The sequence below is a fragment of the Ruegeria sp. CDSA241 genome (assembly GCF_059611265.1).
This window is the reverse complement of sequence record NZ_JBXWPF010000002.1, coordinates 43,241-63,937: the sequence shown is the minus strand read 5'-3', so window position 1 is coordinate 63,937 and position 20,697 is coordinate 43,241. Positions and strand designations below refer to the sequence as shown.

The window sequence follows — 20,697 nt, the reverse complement described above, 5'->3', positions numbered from 1 at the left end:
GAAGCACAGAGGCTAAGAATTCTCGTAGGAACGCGCGCAAAGCGAATAAGGCGACAAAGGCCTGCATTTCAGGTGCTTGAGCCAAATTCCGGAAAGCTGGTTACCAATCATGCGCTGAATGGCTGATGGCGGAGAGACAGGGATTCGAACCCTGGGTGGGCTTGCACCCACAACGGTTTTCGAGACCGCCCCGTTCGACCACTCCGGCACCTCTCCGCGGGGGTCTGTGAGGGGGGGATTTAGTGATGAACACCCGGGGGTGCAAGCAGAAAGTTTCATAATTTATCAATCCCAGGATTTTCCGTTGCCAGATGCCGCAAAACCCCTAGGCTTCTGTACATGAGACATTTTACGCACCACATGACCACCGCCCTTTCGCTGTTTCTTTTCACAGTATTCATGTTGCCAATCCCGGCATCCGCTGCCGGGCGCGATAGGATCGAGGCATTCTTGACCACGACCGGTTTCGACGTTGCCCTTGAAAGTATTGCTCTGGCCTCGGCCTCGGCACCTCAGATGCTGGGTTTTGACCCCGATGGATTCGGGTCGGACTGGGCGCGGCTGACCGAAGAGGTGTTCGATACCAAAGACATGCATGAAACTGCAGTTTCGATTTTAGAGCAGACGCTCAGCGATCAGGCGCTGAATCACGCGGTAGAATTCTATGCATCAGATCTGGGTCAACGACTGGTCTCTGCTGAAAACGCTTCCCATCTGATCGAGGATGACGAAGCAAAACAACAGCAGGGGCAAGAGATAGTCGCTCAACTTGTCCGGGAAGGCTCTCAACGTGTTGAGAGTCTAAAAAGGATGAACACTGCCATCGACTCAAGCGGTACTTCTTTGCGCGCCCTTCAGGAAATACAAATCCGGTTCCTCCTCGCCGCCAGCGCTTCAGGTGTGATCGAACTGCAGTTGGATGCAGATGAATTGCGCGCAATGATGAAACAGAACGAAACCGGGATGCGACAGGCCTTACAGCTCTCCGCACTTGCCGGTGCTGCTTATACCTATCAGGATTTCTCGGATGCGGATGTCATCACCTATGTCGAGGCGTTGGAACAGCCTCTAATGCAGGAAGTCTACGAACTTTTGAACGCCATTCAGTATGAGATAATGGCTATGAAATTCGAAGTCCTGGCAACCAAAATGGCCGAGCTTCACCCCGCACAGGACATCTGATGCGCATTCTGATCGTTTTTGCCCTGATCTTCTGGGCCACATCATCCGGCGCCGTGGAAAAAGCGGATCGGCTGGCGCAGGCAATGCGTCTGGAGAACCTGATCGAAATCCTCCTGTCCGAAGGCGGAAAGATGAGCCAAGAGATGGACGCCACTTTGTTGGATGGCAACGGTGGCGCTCTGTTCGAAACTCGGGTCGAGGCGATTTATGATCCCGATTGGATGTATGATCAGTTGGTCCAGGGATTCCGGCAAAGCCTGGATGAAGTGCATTTGGAACGCGCCATCGCCTTTTTTGAAAGCGATCTTGGCCAGACCATCGTTTCCCTTGAGAATTCCGCACGGCTTGCATTTGTTGATCCGGCAATCGAAGACTTGGCAAAACAGGCCTATTTCGAAAACACCAAAGACAGCATGCAGTTCAAACTGGTCGAAGAGTACATACTGGCCAACGACCTGATCAAACAGAACGTGCGGAGCGCTTTGAGCGCGGATTACAACTTTTTCAGGGGGATAAATGACGGCCAGGTTCTCGATGACAGCGACCTTCTGGACAACCTTCTGCTGCAAAAGGACGGGATCGAGCAAGAGACAGAAACCTGGCTGTATTCCTTTCTGTTGATGGCCTATAACCCTCTGAGCAACGCCCAGATGCGCAAGAACATCGCGTTTTCTCGAACGGATACAGGGCAAGCGCTGAACAGCTCACTGTTCGAAAGCTTCGACAGTATGTATGATCAGATCTATTACGATCTGGGAAAGGCGGTTGCGGCTGTCTTACAGGGCTCTGATCTTTAGTCGCCATTTCATGTTGACTTTCCTCTGCAATCTTTGGATAAGCGCCCATCCCGGCCGGAATCTCCGCGCCGGGTATCGTTATTATTGACCCAAGGGGCTGATCCATGGGTCATTCACACAGCCCGAAAAAGGGCGCGCTGTTCGAGGTGGCTGAGGCCGAAAACACCCGCAAGGGGACCACAGAACGCGGGTTAGACAAAGGAAAGACGCATGTTTGCGGTCCTCAAGACTGGCGGCAAGCAGTACAAGGTTCAGGCGGGTGATATCCTCCGCGTTGAAAAATTGGCTGCCGACGCAGGTGAAAAAGTTCAATTCAACGATGTTCTGATGCTGGGCGGTGACGCTCCGGTTGTTGGTGCACCGTTTGTAGATGGTGCAGCCGTTCAGGCCGACGTGATCGAACAGATCAAGGGTGACAAGGTCATCAACTTCGTCAAGCGCCGTCGTAAGCACAGCTCGAAGCGTACCGTTGGCCACCGTCAGAAGCTGACCCTGGTCAAGATCACCGACATCCTGTCGTCGGGCGCTGACAAGTCGGGTATCAAAGCTGCAACCGGTTCCGCGCCGGCTGGTGAAGCTGCACCCGCAGCGAAAAAGCCCGCCAAGAAAGCAGAAGCCAAAGCAGAGGCACCCGCCGCTGTTGCTGCTGCAGACGATCTGACCGCGCTGAACGGTGTCGGCCCTGCCGCTGCCAAAAAGCTGAACGAGGCCGGTATCGAGAGCTTTGCCGCTCTGGCCGCCTTGTCGGACGAGCAGATTGCTGCTATCGAAACGGTCAAAGTGAAACCCGAATGGGTTGAGCAGGCCAAAGAGCTTGCTAAAGGCTAAGGAGAGAGAGAATGGCACATAAAAAAGCTGGCGGTTCCTCCCGTAACGGTCGCGACTCAGCTGGTCGCCGCCTTGGCGTGAAACTGTATGGTGGCCAGGCCGCCATTTCAGGCAACATCATCGTGCGTCAGCGCGGCACCAAGTTCTGGCCGGGCGAAGGCGTAGGCATTGGCAAAGATCACACCATCTTTGCAACTGTTGATGGCGCTGTGAAGTTCCACAAAGGCCTCAAAAACCGCACCTTTATTTCGGTCCTGCCAGTGGCGGAGGCCGCAGAGTAAGCCGAAACCCATAAGGTTTGAAAATTCTTGGGGGACCGGCAGAAAATGCCGGTCCCTTTTCTCGTTTTAACGCAGGTTCGATCAAACAGTCCGATGACAGTCGCAACCACCAGTTTCCTGATCTTTGCCGCCAGTCAGGTCGGCACGCCGGGACCGGCCAATATGGTCCTGCTGGGAACCGGTGCGCGTTACGGGTTTCGGGCAGCGCTGCCTTTTGTGGGCGGCGTCATTCTGGGCAAGCAGCTAATCATCTGGCCGGTGGGCTTTGGATTGCTGCAATTGGCGGATCAGGCGCCGGCGGTGTTTGCTGTTCTGAAATACGCCTCGGCGGCCTATATCATGTGGCTGGCCTGGAAGATCGCCAACACGCGGCTGTCCCGGCAAGAGGCTGATGGCGCAGCGCCAGGGTTTCTGGCTGGATTGATTGTTCATCCGCTCAATCCCAAGGCCTGGGCCATGATCGTTGCGGGGTTCACGGGGTTTGTCGCCATCGGAACACCAACTTTTGAGGCAACGCTCGCAATCGCGGCTTGTTTGTTGATTTGTCAGGTGATTCTTCACCCAATCTGGACATTTGCCGGGGATAGAATTGCCCACGCGGTTGAAGGTCGGCCGATGGAAAAATATCTGATGTGGACGTTAGCAGGTCTCACTGTTGCGTCTGTACTTTTTGTGTTGTTCGGAGGAGGAACGCACCTATGAAACTTGAGACGATCATAAACCAGCCGGTCATAGAAACCGAGCGGTTCGATCTGCGCCCTCTGCGCCGGTCGGATCTGGGTCTCATCGAACATTATGCCGGAGATGAGCGGGTTGCGCGTATGACGACGAGGATTGCGCATCCTTTGCCGCCCGGCGCGGTTGAGGCCTTTGTGACCCGGTCCATGGCCGAAGACCGCAGCGAGGATGTCTGGGCGATGGACGCGACCAAGGATGGCGGTCCGGAGCTGATAGGCCTAATCTCTCTGGAACGCCTGGATCGCAACCAATCCGAGGTCGGCTATTGGGTGGCTCCTGTCTATTGGAACACCGGGATCGCATCTCTGGCGGTCGAAGCACTGGTTGTCGCCAATCCGCTTGAAAACACGTCGATGTTCGCAAGCGTATTTCAGGACAATCCAGCCTCAGCCAGGGTGCTGACGCATTGTGGTTTCGAATACCTGGGTGATGCCGAAATCTATTCAGTGGCGCGTGATGCGAACGTGCCCACTTGGACATACAGTAAAAAACTCTGACTTGTGGCCGGTGGGGCCTTTGCAGTAGGGGACAGTCATGAAATTTCTCGATCTTGCAAAGGTCTACATCCGGTCCGGGGCCGGCGGTGGCGGCTGCGTCAGTTTTCGGCGCGAAAAGTACATTGAATACGGCGGTCCCGATGGCGGCGACGGCGGTAAAGGTGGCTCTGTATGGGTCGAAGTTGTGGATGGGTTGAATACCCTGATCGACTTTCGCTACCAGCAGCATTTCTTTGCCAAGAACGGTCAGCCTGGCCGAGGGCAGCAGCGCACCGGAAAAGATGGTGATGACATCATTCTGCGCGTCCCGGTCGGCACTGAGATCCTGGACGAAGACGAAGAAACGGTCATCTGCGATCTGACAGAGGTGGGCCAAAGGGTCCTACTGGCCAAGGGCGGCAATGGCGGTTTTGGCAACCTGCACTTCAAATCGGCCACTAACCAAGCTCCTCGTCGGGCAAATCCGGGTCAGGCAGGTATCGACCGCACGATCTGGCTGCGCCTGAAACTGATTGCCGATGTCGGCCTGTTGGGGATGCCTAATGCCGGCAAATCGACCTTTCTTGCTGCGACATCGAACGCACGCCCCAAAATTGCCGATTACCCCTTTACCACCTTGCACCCCAATTTGGGCGTGGTGGGTGTCGACAATGTGGAATTCGTGGTGGCCGACATCCCCGGTCTGATCGAGGGCGCACATGAAGGACGCGGGATCGGAGACCGCTTTCTGGGCCATGTCGAACGCTGCGCGGTATTGCTGCATTTAGTTGATGGCACCTCGGAAAGTGTGGCCGAAGACTATCGCACGATCATTCACGAGCTTGAAGCCTATGGTGGTGAGTTGGCCGATAAGCCTCGCATCACCGTCTTGAACAAGGTCGACGCCCTGGATGACGAGGAACGCGAACTAGCCAAGACCGAGCTTGAAGAGGCCGTCGGAGGCTCCGTAATGGCAATGTCTGGTGTGGCACATCTGGGTGTAACCGACGTCCTGCGGGCTTTGCGCGGTCGGATAGACGATGACCGCGTGCGCCAGAAACCCGCCGAGGAGGAACTGCCTTGGCAACCCTGACCGCAGCCAAACGCCTCGTGGTCAAGATCGGATCCGCCTTGCTGGTGGATCGGAACACAGGGTTGCTGCGATCTGATTGGTTACATTCGCTTGCTCAGGACGTCGCATGGCTAAAGGGGCAGGGGACCGACGTCATTCTGGTCTCATCGGGGTCAATCGCATTGGGGCGTGGCGTTTTGGGTCTGCCCCTGGCCACGCTTCCGTTGGAACAGTCTCAAGCCGCCGCCGCTGTCGGGCAAATCCGGCTGGCCCGCGCCTATGAAGAAGCGCTGACGCCTCACAACATTACCACTGCACAAGTGCTCGTCACGCTGGAGGATAGCGCGGATCGTCGCCGCTATCTGAATTCACGCGCCACCTTGGAAACGCTGCTGGGGCTTGGAGTCGTTCCGATTGTCAACGAAAACGATACAGTGGCAACGGATGAGATACGATACGGCGACAATGATCGTCTGGCCGCTCAGATCGCCGTCACAGTTGGTGCGGATCAGCTGATCCTGCTGTCAGATGTTGATGGGTTCTATTCGGCCAATCCAAATGAGGATGCCTCGGCCAGGCGGTATGACGTCATCGAAGACATCACGCCCGAGATTGAGGCGATGGCGGGTGATGCCGGTTCCGGCCTATCAAAGGGCGGGATGAAGACCAAACTGTTGGCGGGAAAAATGGCCACGGCTGCTGGTTGCGACATGGCGATCACCGAAGGTTCCCCTCTGAACCCGTTGAAAACGCTTGAAAACGGCGCGAACTGCACATGGTTCATCGCGACTGTTGATCCGCATGCCGCACGCAAACGCTGGATTTCAGCGATGAAACCCCGGGGTGAGATCGTTGTAGACGCGGGGGCCGCGCGGGCGCTGAGCAATGGCAAAAGCCTGTTGCCAGCAGGAATAGTCGAAGTGTCCGGAGATTTCGGGCGCGGTGATCCAGTTTCGATCATGGACCCACAGGCGCGACGGCTTGCGCAGGGGCTCAGCCGCTATACCGCGCAAGAAGCAGACGCTATCAAGGGGCGCAAATCGACCGAGATCGAAGCCACTCTAGGCTATCCTGGCCGCGCGGTATTGATCCACCGCGATGATCTGGCTGTTTAATAAATTGACTGAAAGGCACCTGAGATGAAGGATTTCGACAGCATCCCCGACCTGATGACCGATCTTGGGAAACGCGCCAAGGCCGCCGCTGCCGAGCTGGCATTTGCAAGCGCCGAGCGTAAACACGCAGCCCTGATTGGGGCCGCCGAGGCTGTTTGGGCCAATCGTGAAAAGATCATTGCGGCCAATAAGAAAGATATGGAATTTGGGCGCGACAAAGGGTTGAGCCCGGCGATGATGGATCGCCTGATGCTGGATGAGGCCCGCATTCAGGGCATGGTCGACGGGCTGCGCGCCGTTGCAGAGCAGGCCGATCCTGTTGGTGAGGTTCTGACCGAATGGGACATGCCCTCGGGCCTGAACATTCAGCGCGTGCGCACGCCTCTGGGCGTGATCGGCGTGATCTATGAGAGCCGCCCGAATGTCACGGCGGATGCGGGGGCGTTGTGCCTGAAATCCGGGAACGCGGTCATCCTGCGCGGTGGATCAGAAGGCTTTCATTCCTCGTCAGCCATCCATGCCTGTTTGGTTCAGGGTCTGAAATCGGCGAACCTGCCCGAGGATGCCGTTCAGCTTATCCCAACCCGCGACCGGGCGGCGGTTCAGGAACTGCTGACCATGACCGATTATGTCGACGTAATCGTTCCCCGTGGGGGCAAAGGGCTGGTCGGGCTAGTCCAGCGCGAGGCCCGGGTCCCGGTATTTGCCCATCTGGAAGGCATTGTGCATATCTATATCGACAAGGCCGCTGATCCGCAAAAGACGCTCGATGTGGTTTTAAACGCCAAAACCCGTCGTACCGGAATCTGCGGTGCTGCCGAATGTCTGCTGATCCATCGGGATATCGCTGAAACGCTGGGACGGGATGTCATATCGGCGCTGTTGGCCGCAGGTGTCGAAGTACACGCCGAAGGTACTTTGGCCGTTGATGGCACTATCGCGGCCACTTCTGATGACTGGGGCAAAGAGTTTCTGGATAGTATCATCGCGGCCAAGCCGGTGGCTGATATCGACGCCGCCATTGCGCATATCCGCAGGTTTGGGTCGAACCATACCGATTGCATCATGACCGAGGATCCCGCTGAAGCTTCCCGGTTCTTTGAACGGCTTGATAGCGCGATCCTGATGCATAACGCCTCAACCCAATTCGCCGATGGCGGTGAGTTTGGCATGGGGGCCGAGATTGGCATTGCCACCGGAAAGATGCACGCGCGCGGCCCCGTAGGGGCGGCTCAACTGACCAGTTTTCAGTATCTGGTGCGCGGTTCAGGGACTGTTCGGTCTTAGAACCGGATTTCGACGCGGGTTGAGGCCGTATCGGTCGCGACCCGCCGTCCCATCGACGATGCGGATTCAGGCAGCAGCGCAAATTGAACCTGCGCCGGGGTGACCTTGTTGGTAAACTGTCCGCTGGGCAGGTTCTTCCATAGCTCGGCTTCCAGCTTCATTTTGTCCGCGGTCCCTGTCACAGACCAGTTCTTCCCATCGTTTACGATCGTTACATCCCCGCCAAATGGCATCGCGCTTTCGCAGCACATCAACGCCAGAAAGGCCAGTTTCACCTGATTACGCGGCACCGCTTCGGTCAGGTTCCAGTTGACACGAACACGACCTGCGCGTTCGACATCATTCAACAGCTCTAAAACCTCGGCCCGCCCAAGGGGATGATGGCTGGCCGACCCAAAAGCGACCCTGAAAAAGCGGATGCGTGCGCCGGCGCTGCCGACACTTCCCGCGATCAGTTCCATCTCGGGGCCTTGCACCGCGCCAACCATTTCAAGCAGCTCCAAGCCGTTGGTGATCGCCCCGATCGGGCTGATCAGATCGTGGCAGATCCGCGAGCCGATCAGTTCGGCCAGGTTGACGTCCAAGTCGCTCATGCGTACCTCCTGCTGTATCTGCCACCGGACCGGAGCCCCTTGATGACAGATCTGAATGCCATTCTTGCACCGGGCATGTATGTCCGCCACCCCGATTTCCCCGATTGGGGCGTTGGACAGGTACAATCCAACATCGCAGGTAAGATCACCGTAAACTTCCGCGAGCAGGGAAAAGTGGTAATCGACGGGGCACGCATCGCCCTGATGCCGGTCTTTGATCCGTGAAACTGGTTTAAGAAAGGTTAACGTTTGATCGAAGCGCTCTATGTTGCCATTCCCCTGAAACCTGCGGTATCAGCGCGGAAACAACACGGAACCTCTGATGCCGGACGCAGGCCCTTCTTTCACCGTCAAACTCGCCGAAAATGACACCGAATTGCAGGCTGCACAGCGGTTACGCTATGACGTGTTCATACGTGAACTGGGCGGCGGTGGGGAAATGGTCGACCACGATGCCGGGCTGGAGCGAGACAGGTTCGATCCCTATTTCGATCATATGTTGGCGATTGACGATCAATCTGGCAAAGTTGTTGGCGTTTACAGGCTGTTACCAGGTGATCGTGCTTCTGAAATCGGACAGTTTTATTCCGAAGATGAATACGATCTTTCCATCTTGAAACAAGGCGGACGCAAGCTGTTGGAGTTGGGACGTTCATGTCTACATCCCGATTATCGCGGCGGCACTGCAATGTATCACCTGTGGAACGGGTTGGCCGCCTATGTCGCCGAGCGCGAGATCGAGGTCTTGTTTGGCGTCGCCAGTTTCCACGGCACCGATCCTCAAGCTCTGGCTCAGCCTTTGTCCATGTTACATCACAATCACCTTGCGCCTCCGGACCTTCGGGTTCGGGCTCAGCCCAAAGTGTTCCAGCCCATGGATATGCTGGATAGCGATAAACTGGATCGGCGCGCAGCGATGGTGCAGGTTCCAGCACTGATAAAAGCATACCTGCGTCTCGGCGGGTTTGTGGGCGAGGGTGCCTTTATCGACCATATGTTCAATACCACCGATGTTTGCCTTATCCTCGACACGGCGCGGATGAATGAGCGACAACGGCGCATCTATGGCGGAGCGTAACGTGATGAGTGACGCCTCTTGGCACAGTGAAGACGCACCTGACCCAATCAATCTGGGGGTCTGCGGATGGCTATTGGTCTTCCTTCGGGGTTTACCACTTGCTGTATTTGTATTCAGCGGGCTGATTGTCCTGCTGATCCTTCGCATGATCGAGCGCCCGCTCTATGGGGTTCACCGTCCGGTCACGCCCTTCATCACGCAGTTCGTATGCCGTAATGCGTTCCGGATTCTCGGGATTAGCTACCGTACAACCGGCGAGCTTATGACCCAGCGTGGTGCGGTTGTTGCGAACCATTCCTCGTGGCTTGATATTTTTGCGCTGAATGCCCGTAAAAGAATCTATTTTGTCTCGAAGGCCGAGGTAGCCAAATGGCCCGGTATAGGCTGGCTGGCGCGAGCGACAGGTACGGTTTTCATCGAGCGCGACCGCAAGAAGGCACGCGAACAGACACTTCTGTTTCAGGAGCGCCTGACAGCCGGTCACAAGCTGCTGTTTTTTCCAGAGGGCACGTCGACCGACGGTTTGCGGATTTTACCATTTAAAACAACACTTTTTGCGGCATTCTTCACCGAAGATCTACGCGATTTCATGTATGTTCAACCGGTGTCGGTCGTTTACCATGCACCTAAGGGTGAGCCTGACCGGTTTTATGGCTGGTGGGGTGACATGGATTTTGCGCCGCATCTGTTAAAGACTTTGGGAGCGCGTCGCCAAGGTGGCGTAGAGCTAATTTATCATTCGCCAGCCAAGGTCAGCGACTTTGAGAACCGAAAAGCCCTGGCCGCCTATTGCGAAGATACCGTGCGTCAGGCGCACAGCCATGCGCGGCTTGAAAAATAGGGCGATTGGCCCTTGCACTGCCTGAAAACCTGCCGTATACGCGCGCCATTCAAACCCGCAGGCGGGGTTTGGGCTTTATAGGGGAGACATCCTTATCTGGCCCGCCGGTTGGAGCATCCGCTTCTTTCACCCCCGCCGAGGCGTAAACCGGAAAAAGGAAATAAAGCATGGCTCTTCCCGAGTTCTCCATGCGTCAGCTGTTGGAAGCTGGCGTTCACTTTGGTCACCAGACACAGCGTTGGAATCCCCGCATGGGCCCGTTTATCTACGGCTCGCGCAATGGCATCCACATCATGGACCTGACCCAGACCGTTCCGATGCTGGACCAGGCTCTGCAGGCTGTTCGTGACACTGTTGCCAAGGGCGGCCGCATTCTGTTCGTTGGCACCAAGCGTCAGGCCGCAGGCCCAATCGCCGAAGCAGCTGAAAAGTCAGCCCAGTACTACATGAACCACCGCTGGCTGGGCGGCACCCTGACCAACTGGAAAACCGTTTCCCAGTCGATCAACCGTCTGAACCAGATTGACGAAGCCATGGAATCGGGCGCCGAAGGCCTGACCAAGAAAGAGCGTCTGGGCATGGAACGTGACCAAGGCAAACTGCAGGCTTCGTTGGGCGGTATCCGCGAAATGGGCGGCGTCCCGGACCTGCTGTTCGTCATCGACGTCAAAAAAGAAGCACTGGCCATCGCCGAAGCCAACAAGCTGGGTATCCCGGTCGTGGCAGTTGTCGACACCAACTGCTCGCCCGATGGTGTCGATTACATCATCCCTGGCAACGATGACGCAGCCCGCGCGATCTCGCTGTACTGCGATCTGGCAGCACGTGCCGCTCTGGACGGCATGACCGCTCAGATGGGTGCAGCAGGCGTTGATCTTGGCGCATTCGAAGAAGCACCGGTTGAAGAAGTCGTTGCGGAAGAAGCACCCGCAGCAGCAGAAACACCTGCCGAAGCGTAAGCTGCCCGTCACGTAAATGACATCTGGGGCAGGGTATGACCTGCCCCAATTCCGTTTGAATTGAGGAGAGCCAAAAGATGGCAATCACAGCAGCAATGGTAAAAGAACTGCGCGACACCACTGGCGCAGGCATGATGGACGCGAAAAAAGCGCTGACCGAAACCGGCGGCAACATGGACGAAGCCGTTGATTGGCTGCGCACCAAAGGCTTGGCCAAAGCGGCCAAGAAATCGGGTCGTACCGCGGCGGAAGGTCTAGTTGCCGTTCACGTAAACGGCAACAATGGTGTTGCAGTTGAAGTGAACTCGGAAACCGACTTCGTCGGGAAAAACGCCGAATTCCAGGAAATGGTTGGTAAGATCGCATATGCCGCAGAAGGCGTCGACAATGTCGAAGCTCTGCTGGCAGCTGATCTGGGTGGCAAAACCGTTGCGGAAACGCTGACCGACAAGATCGCCACCATCGGTGAAAACATGTCGGTGCGCCGTATGTCCAAACTGTCGGGCGACACTGTTGTATCTTACGTCCATAACGCAGCCACCAACGGCATGGGCAAGATCGGCGTTCTGGTCGCTCTGACCGGCGGTGACGAAGCCATCGGCAAGCAGATTGCGATGCATATCGCGGCTGTGAACCCGGCAGCTCTGTCCGAGGCAGACATGGACCCGGCGATCGTCGAGAAAGAAAAGCAGGTCCAGATGGACATCGCGCGCGAATCCGGCAAGCCGGAGCAGGTCATCGAAAAGATGATCGTTGGTCGCATGAAGAAGTTCGTCGCTGAATCGACCCTGTTGAACCAGCAGTTCGTTGTAAACCCTGACCTGACCGTTGAGGCCGCTGCCAAAGAAGCAGGCGCGACCGTCACCGGATTCGTGCGTCTGGAAGTTGGCGAAGGCATCGTTGTCGAAAAAGAAGACTTTGCCGCTGAAGTTGCAAAAGCAGTTCAGGGCTAAGCATCACAGGCCCTGAACAGGGCCTGTATCAATCTGAGAAACCGGGTACGCCATGCGTATCCGGTTTTTCTTTGCCCTTAGTGTAGAAATGATGCCAAGAAACGAAAAAGGACGCCGAAAGCGTCCACAAGTTAAACCTAGTTTGAATGAGGGGCCCCGCAAAGATGGGGATGGACGAGGCCCCCCAAAATTCCGACAAAGAGACGCGGACAAATAGGCGCCCTATTGTCAGAGCGATCGGAGAGCTTTGTTATTGCAAAGATCCGACCAAATGTTCCCAGGCTAAAGCCACCACTCACGGAACAATACCACTTTGCAACTTTAGCGTTAGATTCGGAAAGTCATGTTTTCCTTACCCTAGGTAAATTGACGCATATTCGCGTCACTCCCTGAGTCAAACCCCAACGATGAACATCTGATTTTGAAGAGATGCTTTCAAAACTGCCTGCGCCGTTGTCTCGACTACGAGGGCCTCGCGCGCCAGACGCAGATGCTTTTCGACAGTGGCCGAAGTCAGCCCCATCAGAATCGCAATGTCCTGAGTTGTTTTGCCGTCGCCGACCCACTCAAGCGCCTCACGCTGACGTTTTGTCAGGGCGCGATTTGGTGCGTTATAGGGCAGGGTGAGGATTTTCAGATGAGCAACGTTGTTCATCAGAAGAATATCCTGGCCAAATTCCTCCCAGACAGCGTCCACATCGTCTTGTGTACGCGATCCATGCGCTGAAAGCGAAATTGCCCCTTTCGACCGAACCGAAACCGAGTCGAAACTGACCGTATAGCCGGCGACGACACCTTTGGTTTTGTTGAACTCGATGACGTCTCGCTCTTTTGCGGTCAGGGTGCCATCAGTCATCAGATCCTGGGCGATCCTCCAGCTTGCGGCCCCTTCATTATGCAAAGCCCATTTCAGCATCGGAGCATGGAAATACAACCCGCCTCCCAGAAACCCATCCAGGTAATCTTTGCTGTGATTGGTCAGGATTACAAAATCCTCGGGATCCCCCAGCGACGTTTCGGTGCGATATCGCGTATATCCGTACAGCAAACGATCGAACCCATATTCTGCCATTTGCCGGCAATGGGCATCCCAGAGCTCTTCCAGGGTTTTGGTATAGCTGAGGAAATTCAGATACTCAGAAAGCTTCATAGCGATCATTCACCCTGTAAATGGGACCGCAACGCATCCAGCGCCAGCACATATCCCTGCGGACCCAATCCGCAAATCATGCCTACAGCCACACGTGAGATATAGGATCGGTGTCGAAACTCCTCACGCGCGTGGATATTGGACAAATGAACCTCGATGACCGGCAGCTCAACCGATGCGATTGCGTCCATCAGGGCAATCGAGCTGTGCGTATAGGCACCTGCGTTCAAAACAATGCCGTCCTGCACACCTTTGGCGGCATGAATGGCATCAATCAACGCGCCTTCGTGGTTGGATTGGAAATGAATCACTTCCATCCCGATAGACTTACCGTGGTCGAGGCACATATCCTCGACCATTTGCAGCGTTGTGCTTCCGTAAACCTCGGGCTGTCGCGTGCCCAGCAGATTGAGGTTCGGACCATTCAGAATAAGAGCTTTATGCATTGTTATACTGTCCCCATAACAAGGTTCTTAAACGTGAACAGGTAGAGATGTCCACCGAACCTGGATCATGCGTCAGAACCGCGGCCTATAGGACACGAGGCTGAAGTTTCAGAGATTGGCTGGCTATGCCATGGTCACGACAATTTTCCCAAGGGCCTTTCGGCTGGCCAGAAGGTCTAGCGCCTTTTGGGCTTGATCCAGAGGGAATAGCGCACTGATCTGTGGTTTGATCTGCCCTTTGGCGTATAACCCGAACAAATCTTCCATGTTTTTGCCATGTCCCTTCGGGTCGCGAAACACCGAGGCGCCCCAGAAAACACCGACAATTTGACAACCCTTAAGCAGAGGGAGGTTCAATGGTATCTGAGGGATTCCGGCTGGGAAACCGACGACCAGGAATCGCCCCTTCCACCCCAAGCTGCGCAGCGCTGGCTCTGAATAGGCACCGCCAACGGCATCGTAGACGACATCAACGCCCTGACTACCGGCTAAGGCCTTGATGCCCGATCCAAAGGCCTTTTGCGCCTGTTTGTCCATGTCGCGCGCGTAAATGATCGTTTCGTCCGCCCCGATCTGACGACAGAAATCTGCTTTGTCTTGCGATGAGACTGCCGCAATAACCCGAGCCCCCATGGCATTGGCTAGCTCAATCGCAGCCGTACCAACTCCGCCTGCTGCACCCAGAATCAGGACCGTTTCCCCTTGTTGCAGCGCAGCGCGGTCCTTCAGGGCGTGATATGAGGTGCCATAGGTGAAGATAAAGCTCGCCGCGTCCTCAAATGGCATTGAGCTCGGGAATTTAACAGCTGTCGCCGCTTTGACCGCCAGATGTGTGGCAAAACCTCCGTGTCCGGTCAGGGCCAGCACACGGTCGCCAACGTTAAAGCCCGAAACACCTTCGCCTAGCCCGATAACCTCGCCAGCGATTTCACCTCCGGGGGCAAACGGTCTTGGTGGCTTTATCTGATACAGGTCGCGTATCATCAGTGTATCCGGGAAATTAACGCCTGCGGCCCGCACGCGAACAAGCAATTCGCCCTTGCCCGGAGACGGATCGGGCAGGGTGGTCAGTTCCAATGTCTCCGGCCCGCCCGGAGCGACGCTGAGTAAGGCTTGCATGTTTACGCTAATGTCCCTGTTATTCGGTAAGGAAGAACTTTTGGCCTACTGTTCTGAGTTGTCAAGAAACCACCCGGCACAACCGGGTTAGGCGTTACCCTTGACCGACAAATGAGACAGTTTGCCAAAATCAAAAACCGAGGAGCAGGTCATGACCCCCGAAACTCTTTTCTCATTGGAGGGCAAAACCGCTCTGGTCACGGGTGGGGCCACCGGAATTGGCCGAATGGCGGCCGAGGCGCTGGTCCGGGCGGGGGCACGTGTACTGTTGGCGTCTCGTAAAGGCGACGCGTGCGAGGCGGTCGCGGCCGAATTGAACGCACTGGATGCCACAGGAACCGCCGAAGGGTTTGCCGGTGATGTCGGATCAAAAGAGGGTGTCGACAATCTGGTGGCCGAAGTGCTCAAGCGCACGGACCGGCTGGATATCCTCATGAACAATGCCGGTGTTTCCTGGGGCGCACCGATGGGTCAGTTTCCCTACGAAGCCTGGGAAAAAATCATGTCGATCAATGTGACAGGAATCTTCGAACTGACCCAAAAACTGTTGCCGATTCTGATGTCTTCCGGGACTGCCGAAGATCCATCCCGCATCGTCAATGTTGGATCGGTTATGGGCGAAGTTCCTATGGGCGACGGTGCGTATAGCTACTCTGCCTCAAAGGCGGCTGTGCTGCATCTGACCAAAATCATGGCCAAAGAACTTGCTCCGCATCACATCACCGTCAATGCGCTGGCGCCTGGACCCTTTGTCTCTCGGATGACGGCCTTTGCCACATCTGACGAAGGGACGCGCAAAAAAGTCGGCAAATCCGTACCCTTGGGTCGCGTTGGACGTGACGAGGATATCGCAGGCTGTATGCTGTTCCTGTGCGGCCTTGGCGGCAGCTATGTCACAGGCGCGGTGATCCCGGTTTCGGGCGGGATCAATGTTGTCACCGCCGGCAACATCTTTGCTGAAGCACTCTGAAGCATCGGCCAAAGGGAGCCACAAAATGGACAGCGCAATTCTGGATCTGAAACGCGTCGATGCCTATCTCGGCACGCATCTCAAAGGGTATCGGGGTCCGTTGGAGGCGAAAAAATTCGAGGTTGGCCAATCAAACCCAACTTTTGAGTTAAAAACGCCTGAGAATTCCTATGTCCTGCGCCGCAAGCCGCCGGGAGTGTTGCTGAAATCCGCCCATGCCGTTGACCGTGAGTTCAGGGTTCAAAGTGCTCTGGCCGAAAGCGATGTGCCGGTGCCAAAAATGTTGCTGCTTTGCGAGGATGATGAAGTCATCGGGTCGGCGTTTTATGTGATGGAGCATCTCGACGGCAGGACGTTTCTTGAACCCACAATGCTTGGCGAAAGAACCGAAACCCGCACGGCAATTATCGACGAGATGAACCGCGTTCTGGCGGCGCTGCATAAGGTCGATATCGATTCGGTTGGCCTGTCCGACTATGGCCCGCCGGGAAGCTATTTTGAGCGTCAGATCGGGCGGTGGACGAAACAATTTCGGGCGTCCGAAACCACTCAGATTCCGGATATGGATGCCTTGATCGAGGCTTTGACCAACGCAACCCCCAAGGATGATGGTCAGAGAACACTGGTTCACGGCGATTACCGCATCGACAATCTGATGTTCGAAAAGCAGGGCACCCGCTGTCTGGGCGTACTGGATTGGGAATTGTCGACAATCGGGCATCCCTTTGCCGATCTCGCAGCCATTATCATGCAATGGCAGATGCCACCTGGAAAAGAGGGGCGGGGTCTGTCTGGCATAGACCGGTCCTCGCTCGGCCTGCCATCCGATCAGGCTTTCATTGATCAATACTGCGAGCGCCGCGACCTGCCCGGAATTGATAACTTTGGGTTCTATCTGGCGTTCAATTTCTTCCGAATGGCCGCGATCTTGCAGGGTGTTTATAAGCGGGCGCTTGACGGAAACGCCTCTGATCCGAAAAGAGCTCATATTTTTGGTAGTTACGTTCCTAAGTTTGCACAACGAGGGCTGACTGCATTGGGCCGAGGGTGAAACCACCTAGGGCGTATGAAATTTCGACAATTCAAGCTCAAGGTTGGCCAGGCTGTTTTTGCCAAAGAACATCTCAGTATCTACAAACATGCTGGGGACACCGAAAACACCTCGCTTGACCATAGCCTTGGTTTGGTTTTTCAGGTTTTGCTTTACGTTCAGATTGGTCATGGCCTCGCGCAGTTTTCGTATAGGCAAGCCGTTATCCTGAAGAATGTCGCAAAGGACACCCAGATCATCCACTTTTTGGCCGTGCACCCAAATAGCATCAAATATAGACGCTATATATCTGTTTTCCCATGATTTACCGGATGCTAACAAAGCCCCGCGCATGGCGAATTTGGTGTTCATCGGAAAATGTGGGCTCATATGAAAGCTCAACCCACGGTGACGCGCAAAGCGATGGAGATCGCGGGTCAAATAGGCCGTCTTCTGCCGGTTCTCTGAAAAAGCCTTAAACGGGCTTTGGTTATTGGTGGCTTTGAAAACAGTGGCCAGCAGAACCGGAACATATGTAACACCGACTTCGTGCTTTGCGGCGATATCAGATATCATCTTCTGCGCGAGGAAGGCGTTCGGACTGCAAAAATCATAAACAAATTCTATATGTTGCGGCATATTTCTCCTCCATCAGGCGAGAGTCGAACCGGACACGAATCTATCTGCGACCACATTAGCAGGCAAAACCCTTTTGGCGTACAGGGACATCGTTGGATTGAGGTGATTTAGCTGTCCTTTTTCCGCTTAACCCCGCAATATTTGGGAAAGATACGTTAATTTCTCAAAGTTGAGCACACACAGATGAAGTTCGAACAAGCCCGGCTAGATCGTATTTGCGATTGGATGCAATCCTATGTGGATGATCGCAAATATGCCGGAAGCTCATTCTTGATGATGCATCAGGGCAGGGAGGTTCTGTTTCATTCCTGCGGGCTTAGAAGCGTTGAGAACAATCTGCCATTCGAGCGGGATACCCTCGTTCGCATCTATTCGATGACCAAGCCGATAACCACTGCGGCCCTGATGATCCTTGTCGAACGAGGTGAGGTTCACCTCGGCGCTCAAGTGTCTGAATATATATCTGATTTCACCGCAACACAGGCGCTGGTACCCGGCGCCACAAGGTTGGATCAGACCGAACCTGCACCTGCACCAACGCTTCATCAGCTGCTGACCCATACAAGTGGCCTAAGCTATCCTTTCAACCCCGGCATCCTGGCTGCGGCAATGGACGAACTTGATCTTGTTTTTGGCCCTAAAGAAGGGTCTTTGGCCGAAAGAGTATCTTTGCTGTCCACTTTACCTTTCGCCTTTCAGCCGGGAACGCGATGGGAATATTCGGTGGGGATAGACGTTATTGGTCGCGTGATAGAAGTTATTTCCGGCCAATCTCTGGAGCAATTCCTTGCGGAAGAGATTTTCAAACCTCTTGGCATGTCCCAGACCGGGTTCGGGGTTCCGGCGGGAGCAGGGGATCGGTTTGCCTCGCTCTATACGCCTTTGGCGGGCAATGCGATGGCGCTAAACGAAGCCCGTACGGGTGAGCAGACATTGCGTCTGGTCGACAATGCCGAAGCATCGCCCTTTGAATCGGCAACAATGTACTCTGGGGGCGGAGGGTTGGTTTCAACCATTGATGACTTTGCTAGATTTTCAGAGATGCTCCGAAATCGCGGAAGGTTCGGTGATCAACAGATTCTTGCACCAAAAACTGTAGAATTCATGCTTCACAACCACTTACCCGGCGATATTGCCTCGATGGGACCGCAGAGTTTTGCGGAACAACCCATGGAGGGCATGGGCTTTGGCCTTGGTGGCGCTGTCGTCATTAACCCCGGCAGAACCTGTGTTCCGGGCAGCATGGGGGATTTCAGCTGGGGTGGTATGGCATCGACCTTCTTTTGGGTTGATCGTCAGAACGAATTTACAGCGATCTTTTTTACCCAACTGTCACCATCCAGCTCTTATCCCTCCCGCGCAGAATTGAAGGCGCTCACCCTCGGGTCAATCATTGAATGACATTCGGCGCGCTGATACCCATTCGCCAAGATTAATCGGAGTACCGCATATGACCGAAGCAGAGAAAGTTCTTCTGGATCTTCTGGACGTTGAAAGACTGGAAGTGGACCTGTTTCGGGGAACAGGGTCGGGCGGCGAAACACCTATGCGAATTTTCGGCGGTCAGGTCATCGCACAAGCACTAGCCGCCGCATATCGCACCGTCGACAACCGCCTGTGTCATTCCCTGCACGCCTATTTCATCCGCCCGGGCGACCCAAGCATTCCCGTAATATATCAAGTTGATAGGGCCCGTGACGGAGGTTCGTTCACGACGCGCCGTGTGGTTGCAATTCAGCATGGTAAGCAGATTTTAAACATGTCCGCCTCATTCCACATTCAGGACGAAGGTTGGGATCATCAGCACGACATGCCTGAGATGGAAACGCCCGAATCCTACCCATCGCGATCAGAGCTCAAGAAGAAATATCTGGACAAAGTACCGCCCAGCTTTCGCGGAGAACTAACACGCGAGCGCCCGATCGAAGTCCGCGAGGTCGGCCATCTGGATCCTTTCAACCCAGAGAAATCGGATGACCGCAACCAGATCTGGTTCCGGATGGGGGCCGCGGCCAATGCCGATGCGGTCACGCAGCATCTGTTGCTGGCCTATGCTTCAGATATGTATCTCATGAGCTCGGGAATGCGCCCGCACGGCCTAAGCTGGTTTACTGGTGAGGTGAACGGCGCCAGCCTGGACCATGCGATTTGGTTTCACGCGCCGCTCAAGTTCGAGAATTGGCATCTGTATTCCATGGATTCGCCATGGGGCGGGCGAGGGCGCAACTTCAACCGTGGATCAATCTATTCCGAAGATGGCGTTCTGGTCGCATCAGTCGCCCAGGAAGGCCTGATGAGGCGCCCTCAGAACAAAAGTTAAGTTTCTTCGTTAAACTTTTGATTTAACTTCTGCATTCCTGAAATCCACCTGTCATAATCTCCGGATTTATGGCGAATGTAGTCCAGAACCTGTGGATGAGGCAGTACCAGAAATTGCTCAGAAGATATTGCCTCTACGCAAGCCTCGGCAACATCTTCAGGTTCCAACATTCCGTCAATCGAAGCCACGGAAGTTTCGTGCCCGCGCGTCATATCGGACCGTACGGCCTGTGGGCAAAGTACCGAGACCCGCAAACCTTTATGCCCGTATGTAAGCGACAACCATTCAGCAAACCCAACTGCTGCGTGCTTTGTGACGCCGTATGGCGCGGCACCTGGCTGGTTCAGCAATCCCGCAGCAGACGCCGTGGTCATGATGTAGCCTTCGCCACGCTCCAGCATTCTGGGCACCAAATGCCGCGCGGTCCAAACATGGGACATCACGTTGATTTTCCAGATACGATCCCAGTCTTCATCCGGAACCTCCAAACCACCAATCGTCAATATCCCGGCATTTGCACAATACAGATCGATAGGGCCGACCGAGCTTTCTACAGCTTCGATCAACTCGGCTGTATTAGCCTCAAGCGAAACATCACAATGGAATGAATGGCCGCCAATCTCTTTTGCGACAGCGTCTGCGCCGGTTTTGTTGATATCAGCGCAGACAACCGTGGCACCTTCACGAGCAAATCGCTGTGCCAAACCTTTTCCGATGCCATCAGCGGCACCGGTCACAACAACGATCTTTCCGTTCAATTCCATTCGATCCTCATGATGTGGTAGGTGTCAGGAACAGATCGTAAGGTATTGTGAGGATTTGA

24 protein-coding genes and 1 tRNA gene are annotated in these 20,697 nt (G+C 55.1%); 18 read left to right on the top strand and 7 right to left on the bottom strand.

Annotated features, from left to right (window positions below; genetic code table 11):
• Positions 1 to 126: 126 nt before the first annotated feature.
• Positions 127 to 216: transfer RNA gene (locus tag AC2FJV_RS02385), tRNA-Ser, on the bottom strand.
• Between the two features lie 144 nt (positions 217 to 360).
• On the opposite strand from AC2FJV_RS02385, the gene AC2FJV_RS02380 reads away from it, so the two are divergent.
• The 9 genes from AC2FJV_RS02380 to AC2FJV_RS02340 all read left to right on the top strand — a co-directional run bounded on the left by AC2FJV_RS02380 (position 361) and on the right by AC2FJV_RS02340 (position 7,776).
• A complete protein-coding gene (locus tag AC2FJV_RS02380) occupies positions 361 to 1,182 on the top strand; it encodes a DUF2059 domain-containing protein (protein ID WP_271948056.1) in 822 nt (273 codons plus the stop codon).
• Entirely contained in the window at positions 1,182 to 1,979 is a 798-nt protein-coding gene (locus tag AC2FJV_RS02375) for a DUF2059 domain-containing protein (RefSeq protein WP_281994622.1), read from the top strand. Before AC2FJV_RS02380 ends, AC2FJV_RS02375 begins: the two co-directional genes overlap by 1 nt.
• Positions 1,980 to 2,189: 210 nt before the next feature.
• Positions 2,190 to 2,807: a 50S ribosomal protein L21 gene (locus AC2FJV_RS02370; protein ID WP_271947092.1), complete on the top strand. Its 618-nt coding sequence runs from the start codon at positions 2,190 to 2,192 to the stop codon at positions 2,805 to 2,807.
• A gap of 11 nt (positions 2,808 to 2,818) precedes the next feature.
• Complete coding sequence (gene rpmA, locus AC2FJV_RS02365) at positions 2,819 to 3,088, top strand: 50S ribosomal protein L27 (RefSeq protein ID WP_120635433.1); 270 nt, start codon at positions 2,819 to 2,821, stop codon at positions 3,086 to 3,088.
• A gap of 93 nt (positions 3,089 to 3,181) precedes the next feature.
• Positions 3,182 to 3,790: a LysE family translocator gene (locus tag AC2FJV_RS02360; protein ID WP_271947094.1), complete on the top strand. Its 609-nt coding sequence runs from the start codon at positions 3,182 to 3,184 to the stop codon at positions 3,788 to 3,790.
• Positions 3,787 to 4,323, top strand: coding sequence for a GNAT family N-acetyltransferase (locus tag AC2FJV_RS02355; RefSeq protein ID WP_142633834.1), 537 nt, complete (start codon positions 3,787 to 3,789; stop codon positions 4,321 to 4,323). Before AC2FJV_RS02360 ends, AC2FJV_RS02355 begins: the two co-directional genes overlap by 4 nt.
• Before the next feature lie 37 nt (positions 4,324 to 4,360).
• Positions 4,361 to 5,395, top strand: coding sequence for a GTPase ObgE (gene obgE, locus AC2FJV_RS02350; protein ID WP_496691244.1), 1,035 nt, complete (start codon positions 4,361 to 4,363; stop codon positions 5,393 to 5,395).
• On the top strand, positions 5,383 to 6,489 hold the full coding sequence (gene proB / locus AC2FJV_RS02345; RefSeq protein WP_496688083.1) for a glutamate 5-kinase: 1,107 nt from the start codon (positions 5,383 to 5,385) through the stop codon (positions 6,487 to 6,489). Before obgE ends, proB begins: the two co-directional genes overlap by 13 nt.
• A gap of 24 nt (positions 6,490 to 6,513) precedes the next feature.
• Positions 6,514 to 7,776, top strand: a complete 1,263-nt coding sequence (locus tag AC2FJV_RS02340; RefSeq protein WP_496712456.1) for a glutamate-5-semialdehyde dehydrogenase — start codon at positions 6,514 to 6,516, stop codon at positions 7,774 to 7,776.
• Here the strand turns inward: AC2FJV_RS02340 and AC2FJV_RS02335 are convergent.
• Positions 7,773 to 8,369: a histidine phosphotransferase family protein gene (locus AC2FJV_RS02335; protein ID WP_142633826.1), complete on the bottom strand. Its 597-nt coding sequence runs from the start codon at positions 8,367 to 8,369 to the stop codon at positions 7,773 to 7,775. The two genes, AC2FJV_RS02340 and AC2FJV_RS02335, sit on opposite strands and share 4 nt — an antisense overlap.
• Before the next feature lie 42 nt (positions 8,370 to 8,411).
• Between AC2FJV_RS02335 and AC2FJV_RS02330 the strand changes: the two genes are divergently transcribed.
• From AC2FJV_RS02330 to tsf, 5 genes are all read left to right on the top strand, one after another.
• Entirely contained in the window at positions 8,412 to 8,594 is a 183-nt protein-coding gene (locus AC2FJV_RS02330) for a DUF3553 domain-containing protein (RefSeq protein ID WP_142633824.1), read from the top strand.
• A gap of 97 nt (positions 8,595 to 8,691) precedes the next feature.
• Positions 8,692 to 9,447: an L-ornithine N(alpha)-acyltransferase gene (gene olsB, locus AC2FJV_RS02325; RefSeq protein ID WP_496712451.1), complete on the top strand. Its 756-nt coding sequence runs from the start codon at positions 8,692 to 8,694 to the stop codon at positions 9,445 to 9,447.
• A gap of 4 nt (positions 9,448 to 9,451) precedes the next feature.
• The gene (gene olsA, locus AC2FJV_RS02320) at positions 9,452 to 10,288 is read left to right on the top strand and encodes a lyso-ornithine lipid O-acyltransferase (protein WP_496693332.1); all 837 of its coding nucleotides are present in this window, start codon (positions 9,452 to 9,454) and stop codon (positions 10,286 to 10,288) included.
• 167 nt (positions 10,289 to 10,455) lie between these two features.
• A complete protein-coding gene (rpsB, locus tag AC2FJV_RS02315; protein WP_142633821.1) occupies positions 10,456 to 11,247 on the top strand; it encodes a 30S ribosomal protein S2 in 792 nt (263 codons plus the stop codon).
• Positions 11,248 to 11,324: 77 nt separating this feature from the next.
• Positions 11,325 to 12,200: a translation elongation factor Ts gene (tsf, locus tag AC2FJV_RS02310; protein ID WP_142633819.1), complete on the top strand. Its 876-nt coding sequence runs from the start codon at positions 11,325 to 11,327 to the stop codon at positions 12,198 to 12,200.
• Positions 12,201 to 12,594: 394 nt separating this feature from the next.
• Here the strand turns inward: tsf and AC2FJV_RS02305 are convergent, their stop codons facing one another.
• From AC2FJV_RS02305 to AC2FJV_RS02295, 3 genes are all read right to left on the bottom strand, one after another.
• Entirely contained in the window at positions 12,595 to 13,350 is a 756-nt protein-coding gene (locus AC2FJV_RS02305) for a LuxR family transcriptional regulator (RefSeq protein ID WP_142633818.1), read from the bottom strand.
• Between the two features lie 5 nt (positions 13,351 to 13,355).
• A complete protein-coding gene (gene aroQ / locus AC2FJV_RS02300; RefSeq protein ID WP_142633816.1) occupies positions 13,356 to 13,796 on the bottom strand; it encodes a type II 3-dehydroquinate dehydratase in 441 nt (146 codons plus the stop codon).
• 123 nt (positions 13,797 to 13,919) lie between these two features.
• Positions 13,920 to 14,915: an NADPH:quinone oxidoreductase family protein gene (locus AC2FJV_RS02295; RefSeq protein ID WP_496712447.1), complete on the bottom strand. Its 996-nt coding sequence runs from the start codon at positions 14,913 to 14,915 to the stop codon at positions 13,920 to 13,922.
• 151 nt (positions 14,916 to 15,066) lie between these two features.
• Here AC2FJV_RS02295 and AC2FJV_RS02290 point away from each other — a divergent pair, with 151 nt between their 5' ends.
• Together AC2FJV_RS02290 and AC2FJV_RS02285 are read left to right on the top strand one after the other, a co-directional pair.
• Positions 15,067 to 15,885 carry an SDR family NAD(P)-dependent oxidoreductase gene (locus tag AC2FJV_RS02290; RefSeq protein WP_496712445.1) on the top strand — a complete coding sequence of 273 codons (819 nt, stop codon included), beginning with the start codon at positions 15,067 to 15,069 and terminating at the stop codon, positions 15,883 to 15,885.
• 25 nt (positions 15,886 to 15,910) lie between these two features.
• Positions 15,911 to 16,936, top strand: coding sequence for a phosphotransferase family protein (locus tag AC2FJV_RS02285; RefSeq protein WP_496712442.1), 1,026 nt, complete (start codon positions 15,911 to 15,913; stop codon positions 16,934 to 16,936).
• A gap of 6 nt (positions 16,937 to 16,942) precedes the next feature.
• Here AC2FJV_RS02285 and AC2FJV_RS02280 read toward each other — a convergent pair whose 3' ends face one another.
• A complete protein-coding gene (locus AC2FJV_RS02280) occupies positions 16,943 to 17,554 on the bottom strand; it encodes a 2-hydroxychromene-2-carboxylate isomerase (RefSeq protein WP_496712439.1) in 612 nt (203 codons plus the stop codon).
• Positions 17,555 to 17,737: 183 nt separating this feature from the next.
• On the opposite strand from AC2FJV_RS02280, the gene AC2FJV_RS02275 reads away from it, so the two are divergent.
• On the top strand, positions 17,738 to 18,955 hold the full coding sequence (locus AC2FJV_RS02275) for a serine hydrolase domain-containing protein (protein ID WP_496712436.1): 1,218 nt from the start codon (positions 17,738 to 17,740) through the stop codon (positions 18,953 to 18,955).
• Positions 18,956 to 19,004: 49 nt separating this feature from the next.
• Positions 19,005 to 19,874, top strand: coding sequence for an acyl-CoA thioesterase (locus tag AC2FJV_RS02270; RefSeq protein WP_281994614.1), 870 nt, complete (start codon positions 19,005 to 19,007; stop codon positions 19,872 to 19,874).
• On the opposite strand, the gene AC2FJV_RS02265 is transcribed toward AC2FJV_RS02270, so the two are convergent.
• Positions 19,871 to 20,638, bottom strand: coding sequence for an SDR family oxidoreductase (locus tag AC2FJV_RS02265; RefSeq protein WP_496712430.1), 768 nt, complete (start codon positions 20,636 to 20,638; stop codon positions 19,871 to 19,873). The genes AC2FJV_RS02270 and AC2FJV_RS02265 overlap by 4 nt on opposite strands.
• Positions 20,639 to 20,697: the final 59 nt, after the last annotated feature.